This window comes from Syntrophorhabdaceae bacterium (genome assembly GCA_028713955.1).
In the GTDB taxonomy this organism is placed as follows: Bacteria; Desulfobacterota; Syntrophorhabdia; order Syntrophorhabdales; family Syntrophorhabdaceae; genus UBA5609.
Genome location: JAQTNJ010000132.1, coordinates 1 through 7187, shown reverse-complemented (window position 1 = coordinate 7187; position 7187 = coordinate 1). Strand labels below are relative to the sequence as shown.

The window sequence follows — 7187 nt, the reverse complement described above, 5'->3', positions numbered from 1 at the left end:
AAGGTGATCAATACCGGCAACATCAAATATTACAGAAAATCCATAGTGCCTTCCGATGATATCTCTCATAAAGAAAAGGTCATAACCTATGGCAGCGTCAGGGAAAAAGAGCTTGATACAATATTTGACACTATCAAAAGGCTCAAAAAACATTTCCCCGATTACACTGTTTTTGTGGCGCCCCGGGAATTACATCTCACCGAAAGGATAGAAAAAGAACTCTCATCCTCTTTCAACTGCATCAGATACTCGGTTCTGAAAAAGATTCCCCCTGGACACGCGGGCATTGATATCGTTGTCGTTGACACTGTCGGTGACCTTCTTGATATATACAAAAAAAGCCGAGTTGCCTTTGTCGGAGGCAGCCTCGCCCCCTATGGCGGGCAAAACATACTCGAACCCTTATTCTTCGGCACCCCTGTCCTGTTTGGTCCCTTTATGGAAAACTTCAGGGACATAGCAAAACAGGTAACGGGGAATGGAGCGGGAATCGTGGTCTCCGGCGGCGATGAGATTGTGAAACACATTACCGCTATCCTCGAAGATGCGGCACTCGCGAAAAAGATGGGCGAGGCGGGAAAAGCGATCATTGAAGAACAGCAGGAGGTAATGAGAAAGACCGTGAGCCTTATCGTTGAGAAGATAAAGCCGGCTCATAGTTCATAGCTCATGGCTCATAGAAAAGAATTCATAGCGCAGGGCGCACAGCGTTGCAATCCGTGAGTCGTAAGGTGTGAGTCATAAGTTGAACCTAAATACATCACTTACAGCATCGGCGTCGGATTTTCCCAAGCAAACCGTCGTGAGGCGAGGAAGCTTGGTCTTTTGCGAAGCAAAAGTTCCGAAGCCGAACGCGAGCGATTGGAGCCGCTGGAGCGGAATGAGCGTGTTTGTGGGGAAAGTCCGACACCGATGCTCTACGGTGACGTGTCAGGGTTTAAAACCTTTCACGTTTCACTTTGCACATTTCACTTTTTACCTTTTACCTTTCACCTTTCACGATATCAGTTGGAGGTTTTATGAAAGAGTTTTCAAAGCTCGTTGAACTTGTAGCAACCTTGCGGGGGGAAAAAGGCTGCCCCTGGGACAGAAAACAGACCCTTCCCGCGTTCAAAACCTTTCTCCTGGAAGAAGTATACGAGCTCATCGACGCTATCGAGCAGGACAACACACAATCGCTCAGGGAAGAGCTCGGGGACCTTCTCTTCCACATAATCTTTATCGCAAGGATCTGTGAAGAACAGAAACGGTTTGACATAAAGGATATCCTTGAAACAGAATACCGAAAGATGTATAACAGGCATCCGCATGTATTTCTCAAAGAATCCTCTGAAAAACCTGTACAGATGAGGTGGGAAGAGATCAAGAAAGAGGAAAAGGAAGACTACTCGCTGCTCTCCAATATCCCTGTCAATACCCCTGCGCTGCTTAGGGCCTATATCATTACTAAGCGCGCTGCGAGGGTTGGCTTTGACTGGGAAAAGCTCGAAGATATCTATGAAAAGATGCACGAAGAGATCGGGGAGCTTAAAAAGGCAGAAGAGACAAAGGATACCGGTGCAATAAAGGAGGAGATCGGCGATCTGCTTTTTACCATCGTGAATATATCAAGGTTCCACAACATCGATCCGGAGGACGCGCTGAGATCCACTTCAGAGAAATTCATAAGGCGTTTCAATTATATAGAAAAAAATATAGATGTCACCAAATCGTCACTTACCGACATGGACAACTTGTGGGATGAGATAAAGAATATGGAAAGGCAGGGGGATTAACCCCTGCCTTTTTATTCGGCTTTCGCTACATTTGCTGCCTGCGGACCCTTTGGACCTTTTACGATCTCAAATTCTACTTTTTCGCCTGTTTTGAGTGATTTGAAGCCATCCTGTTTGATGGCTGAAAAGTGGACAAAGACATCTTCACCGTTATCCTGCTCGATGAACCCATACCCCTTTGAATCGTTGAACCATTTTACTTTACCTACTGGCATACTACAAAGCTCCTTTCATATAATAGATTAAGCATGCTGCTTAAAGGGTATATTATGACTATTCTAAATAACCTGTCAAGCTAAATCTCAACAAAAATAACGTACAATCCACACCGCAACAACCGCTGATAAAAACTATACCCCTCCGTGGCGATAGGCGCTCAGTATGGGTCTGCTGATGGCAAAACCTATCAAGGCACCTGCCCCTGAACCTGTAATACCCTGGATCATTTGTAAACACACATACCAGGAGGCATAATGAAGATGCCAGATGAAGGGGGCGGAAAAGAAATAGAAATATATATAGACTACGAAACCCCTTAAAAGGCCGGCTCCCAGAGCATTTATTTTTGTCTCAAGGTAATTCCTGCTTATCAAAAAATAGAGTTCCAGGACAAAACCTGCAAGCAAGGCATATGGCCACCACAGGGGATTTATGCCCCGTGAAATAATCTGCGAGAGGAGGCTGTTACCGAAAATAATGAGGGTCGCCGTACCACATTTCGGCACAAGCCTGATACCGACTACAAGCACCGCCGTAAATGGTATGGAAAAGATAAGTGCCTGGATAAAAGGTATGCGGCTCAACCCAAACTTAAAGGGCACTGTCGCGATATAAAGAAGGCTGCAAAAAAGCGCTATCGTTACAATCTCCTGAAGACTAAAACCCCATATGATCCTCCGCTTCATGGCCATATAAAATACAATCCCGCCGAGAATAAAAACAAAGATCACAGACCCGGCATAGGTGCTCATGGTATAAACCTGTGCCAGATCGCGAGTGCCAATGTCGTTGGCATGACGATAAGGGCAACCCAATCAAGTGATGTAAATCTGGGTTCTTTTATCTCAGTCCGCTTGCCGGTAAACCCCCTCACCTCTGCTGCAAGGGCGATCCTCCTCGCCTTCCTGAGGCAGTCTATAGTCAGCGGGACTATAAGATAACGGAACCCCTTTATTCCTCCACGCAGCCCCTTCAATTGTAATCCGCGGAGTTTCTGGGCGGTGATGATCCTCTTTGTCCCCTCCATAAGGAGAGGAAGAAAACGGATACTTATTGTCAGCATAAAACCGATCTTTCCAGGGACGCCGATCTTGTTTAACCCGAGAATAAGATCAGAGGGGTACGTAGTCATGACAATGATCATGCTCAGCAGGGTTGCGGAAAACAGCCTCATAGACTGGATCGCCCCATAGAGGAGGCCTTCCCGGTAGAAGTATACACCTCCGGTTAATCTCCCTATTATCGGCGTGTCGCTGCGGATGATGGTAAATATCGGGGTCCTCGGCTCAAAGTAGTAAAAAAAACCCTGTGATATCAATGTCGCGAACAATGTCACGATCATCAGGTACAGCATCGTTCTGATATATGATGCAGGAGGTCTTATCAAAAAGAAACCGCAGAAAAGCAGCATGAAGAGCGCGAAGAGACTGCCTGCCGTATTGAGAATAACGATAAGACAGGCCGAGGTCAGGCTTAAAAATATCTTTGTTCGCGCGTCGAGGCGATGGAAAACGCTATCGCCGTTCAAATATCTCACAAACCCGCCCTATCCTTTTCTCGCTTTTACCGGTATTCCCTTTTCCCTGAGTTCGTCTGTCTTCTGTTTTGAATGCTCCATGCAAAGAAAAACCGGTTTATCGGCCATCCTGTTGTAGCTGGGAGCCCTTACAAGACGCCACACAACGTCCTGTTTCCCGCAGACGTCACACCTGCCCTCCTTTGTTTGCCATACCTCAAAATGATCCGACCTGAATATGTAACGGTCCACCCAGAAGAATATCAACGAACCTATGAAATTGCCTATGAATGCCGCTATCCATGAATTCGTGATGCCATAGACGGCAAGCAGCCAGATCACAGGCGCAAGCGTAAACGTGCTGAGCTGCCATCGCCCCATATAGAGAAGGAGTTTTTTCATCATTTTCCCTGTCCTTTCTTAAAAGATTTTTTGTCAAGGTGAATATACCTGTCTGCGTACTCCCTGGCCATAATATTGTGCGTAGCAAAGACCACCGTTACCCCCTGTTCCGTTAAAGAGCTGAGCAGATCCATGAGATTCGACCAGCTGTTTCGATCCAATCCCGTTGTCGGTTCATCGAGGATCAGGATCTGTGGCTCCAGTGCCAGGATCGATATGACCGCAAGGAGCTGCCGCTGACCCCGGGAAAGTGTTTGCGGATGCCTGTCCCTCATTGATTCCAAACCACAGAGCCTTAAATATCTTTCTATGTCGATGGTCTTGCCGATCTGTTTTGGACCAAACAATATCTCTTCTTCTACCGAATTTGTAAATAATTGTTCATCAGGGTTCTGGAATAAAAAACCAACCTGTCCGACAAGATCATCGACTTTCGGATTCGTTTTGTCAAGTATGCGGACTTCTCCTGATGCAGGCTTTAAAAGTCCGGCCATGATCTTCAAAAGAGTGCTCTTCCCGGAACCATTGTCTCCTCCAACAGCTATTAGTTCGTTTTCCTTGATCTCGATATTGATATCCTCCAGTACAGGGTCTCCCTTTTTATATGCGAAACAAACACCTTCCAGCCTCAGATGTACGGTCTGCTCCGGCGGGCGCTGTTCTCTCCGCGGCGCCGTGTTGTGTTCCGGGACAGGCAAGGCCCTGCCATTGACCTTCCCGTCTTCGAGCCTCACGACCCGGTCAGCGAGTTGGGAAAACTCTTCATGCTGATGCTCGACAACGATGACCGTCTTTCCACTCTCCTTTAATCCTTTTACAATTTCCAGAAATTCCTTTCTTCCTTTTGTATCGATGTCTGTCGTGGGTTCGTCAAATAAAAAGATATCCGGGCCCATGGCGTATACGGAGCTTATTACCAGCCGCTGCTTTTGCCCGCCTGACAGGGTGAATGTCTCGGCATCCTTTAGATGCGACATACCCATTTCCGCAAGGGCCCTGTCGCTGCGCCGCACAATCTCGTCAGCGGGCATCAGGAGATTTTCGCAACCAAAGGCAACCTCATCGGCGACCTTCAGCATAAATATCTGGCTTTCAGGATCCTGAAATACGGTTCCTGCGAACCGCGATATCTCCCTGACCGGCAGTTCTCCCGGGGAAAAACCATTTATTCTTATCTCTCCGTCTGTCCTTCCGCCAAGGACGTGAGGTATGAGACCGTTCAATGTATAGAGAAGCGTTGTCTTTCCTGAACCTGTCGGACCGACAATAAGGACGCACTCTCCGTCGCGGATATCCAGGTTTATATCCTGAAGCGCCGGCGTACGGGCCTCTGGATAGGCATAGGTAAAGTTTCTTATTGTTATCATTTTTTCAGATTGTTGGTAAACAGATCTACGATACCTGTATAATTCTGCTCTGTCGGGTCTGAAAAAACAACATTCCGGAGATTGCCGTTCACCGCGTCTGCAGCCTCCTTTACTTCCGCGTAGGAAGGCTTGCGGTATTGCAGGCCGTTAACAGGCATATACCCGATAATACGGTACGGGATGCCCCTGTCGATCCCTCCTATAAATCCGGCAATACTCAGGATCTCATCCTTGTCTATAAAACCCGGGATATACACACTCGACGAAGAAAGCCCGACGTTGTTCTCATGAAGATATTTGAAATTTTCAAGTGACTGCCTGTTCGATCTGCCGGTATATTGGATATGGATATCATCACGCAGGGCCTTTATCGACATGGAGACGTGCCTCAGCCCCTCAAGGGACGGCAATATGAACCCGTTGGTGAGAAGCCGTACCTCGCATGCAAACTCGTCGTACAACCTCTTTGGCAATATGGAAAATTCGTCATTTTCAACAGGATCGCCGCTGATTATGATAACCCGTTTCGGCGATACGGGCTTCAGGATCTCAATCACTTCCCGGAGATTTAAAAATCTGATCTCCTTAAAATTCACCCGGGGATAGATCTTCTTCCAGTAACATCCGATACAGCGGAAATTGCAACCGATGAAGTACAGGCTGCATGAATTCAGCTCAGGGTTATATGTTATACGGTGAACGTTCATCTCAAAACCTCAGTATGACCTCTCCGAACCATGTCCTTTCCGGCGCCTTGTATGACGAATAGTAGTCTCTGTCAAAGATATTATCCACAGAGAGCGATAGTGTAACATATTTCATCAGCGTGCATGATATCTTCGCGTCAGCAACAAAATACGGGTCGTATGAGAGGTACACGTTGTTTGTCCTGTCTCTGTTCTCGTCGTCGCTGTACCGTTTGCCGACATACCTGCCGACAATCCGCGCCGTAAAAGGCCCTTTTTCCAGATCGAATCCGAGGTTGAACATCTCCGCCGGCACCATGGCAAGGCGCTTTCCCTCTGTCAGCGGTTTTACATCGTTTTCCCTGACCCTGGCGTTATTATAGGTATAGTTGGCGAAGATCCTTATGCCGCCATCAAATCTTTTCTCTCCTTCTATCTCAATACCTTTCACCTCTGCCTTGCCGATGTTGATCTTGTCTTGCAGTGTCGCCGTTACAGTCCTGCCGTAGACCATATCCTCGATATAATTTTCAAAATAGGTTGCCTTCATCCCGATCCCGTATAAGAACCGCTGTTCAACACCGAAATCCCAGGATAGGGCCTTTTCCGGCTTCAGATCAGGATTACCGGCATAGGTAGTACCCGATGTTGAGGTCCACGTCCTGTAAAGATCGTACAATGTCGGGGGGCGGAATGCCTTCCCAACGGATGTCCTCACGATAGTCTGTGAGAACGGGTTGTATACGACTGATGCCTTTGGACTGAACGATGACGACTCTGTTGACGCGTAACGCTTCGGGTAACCCGCCTTGCCCACGTCATTCGCGTATCCGTCGAAGGCCTTCCACCAGTCCTGGCGAAACCCCAGATAGACCGTAAGGTTATTCAGTATCGCGAACTCGTCCTGTACAAAAAAGGCATATGTCCTGTCTTTTCCGCCTGACCGGTAGGTTATATTCGTTCTGGAATCCTCATCCTTCCAATCCGTCAATGCCCGTTCCGTTGTATCTGAAAAGTTATACCTGTATGACCCTCCGAATGTGACGGCATGTCTCTTAAAAAAAGGCACTGTGGCCTGCATATCCCCGCTATATGCACGGGAGGGGGTTGACGAGACCGTTCCGGGTCCTCCGGAACGTGTGGTCGCAGCAGTTGTGCCCGGTGTTACGTACCAGTTATCTTCATGCTGGTTGAGCCCCGCAGATGCCTTGATCTTCGCCTT

Annotated in this window: 9 protein-coding genes; 2 read left to right on the top strand and 7 right to left on the bottom strand. The window is 47.7% G+C overall.

Features of this window, described 5'->3' with window-relative positions:
* Together PHU49_11155 and mazG are read left to right on the top strand one after the other, a co-directional pair.
* On the top strand, nucleotides 1–666 hold a 666-nt coding region (locus tag PHU49_11155), incomplete at its 5' end, for a hypothetical protein (GenBank protein ID MDD5244560.1).
* Nucleotides 667–1019: 353 nt separating this feature from the next.
* A complete protein-coding gene (gene mazG / locus PHU49_11150) occupies nucleotides 1020–1775 on the top strand; it encodes a nucleoside triphosphate pyrophosphohydrolase (protein ID MDD5244559.1) in 756 nt (251 codons plus the stop codon).
* A gap of 11 nt (nucleotides 1776–1786) precedes the next feature.
* Here mazG and PHU49_11145 read toward each other — a convergent pair whose 3' ends face one another.
* The 7 genes from PHU49_11145 to PHU49_11115 form a co-directional block, all read right to left on the bottom strand.
* Nucleotides 1787–1990, bottom strand: a complete 204-nt coding sequence (locus PHU49_11145; protein ID MDD5244558.1) for a cold-shock protein — start codon at nucleotides 1988–1990, stop codon at nucleotides 1787–1789.
* 135 nt (nucleotides 1991–2125) lie between these two features.
* Nucleotides 2126–2746: a hypothetical protein gene (locus PHU49_11140; GenBank protein ID MDD5244557.1), complete on the bottom strand. Its 621-nt coding sequence runs from the start codon at nucleotides 2744–2746 to the stop codon at nucleotides 2126–2128.
* Nucleotides 2743–3531, bottom strand: a complete 789-nt coding sequence (locus tag PHU49_11135; GenBank protein ID MDD5244556.1) for an energy-coupling factor transporter transmembrane component T — start codon at nucleotides 3529–3531, stop codon at nucleotides 2743–2745. Before PHU49_11135 ends, PHU49_11140 begins: the two co-directional genes overlap by 4 nt.
* A gap of 9 nt (nucleotides 3532–3540) precedes the next feature.
* Nucleotides 3541–3915, bottom strand: a complete 375-nt coding sequence (locus PHU49_11130) for a hypothetical protein (protein MDD5244555.1) — start codon at nucleotides 3913–3915, stop codon at nucleotides 3541–3543.
* Complete coding sequence (locus tag PHU49_11125; GenBank protein MDD5244554.1) at nucleotides 3912–5279, bottom strand: ABC transporter ATP-binding protein; 1368 nt, start codon at nucleotides 5277–5279, stop codon at nucleotides 3912–3914. The genes PHU49_11130 and PHU49_11125 overlap by 4 nt, the downstream gene beginning before the upstream one ends.
* Nucleotides 5276–5986 (bottom strand): radical SAM protein, encoded by a 711-nt coding sequence (locus PHU49_11120; protein MDD5244553.1) that lies wholly within the window; start codon nucleotides 5984–5986, stop codon nucleotides 5276–5278. Before PHU49_11120 ends, PHU49_11125 begins: the two co-directional genes overlap by 4 nt.
* A gap of 1 nt (nucleotide 5987) precedes the next feature.
* A partial coding sequence (locus PHU49_11115) for a TonB-dependent receptor (protein ID MDD5244552.1) occupies nucleotides 5988–7187 on the bottom strand: 1200 nt, incomplete at its 5' end.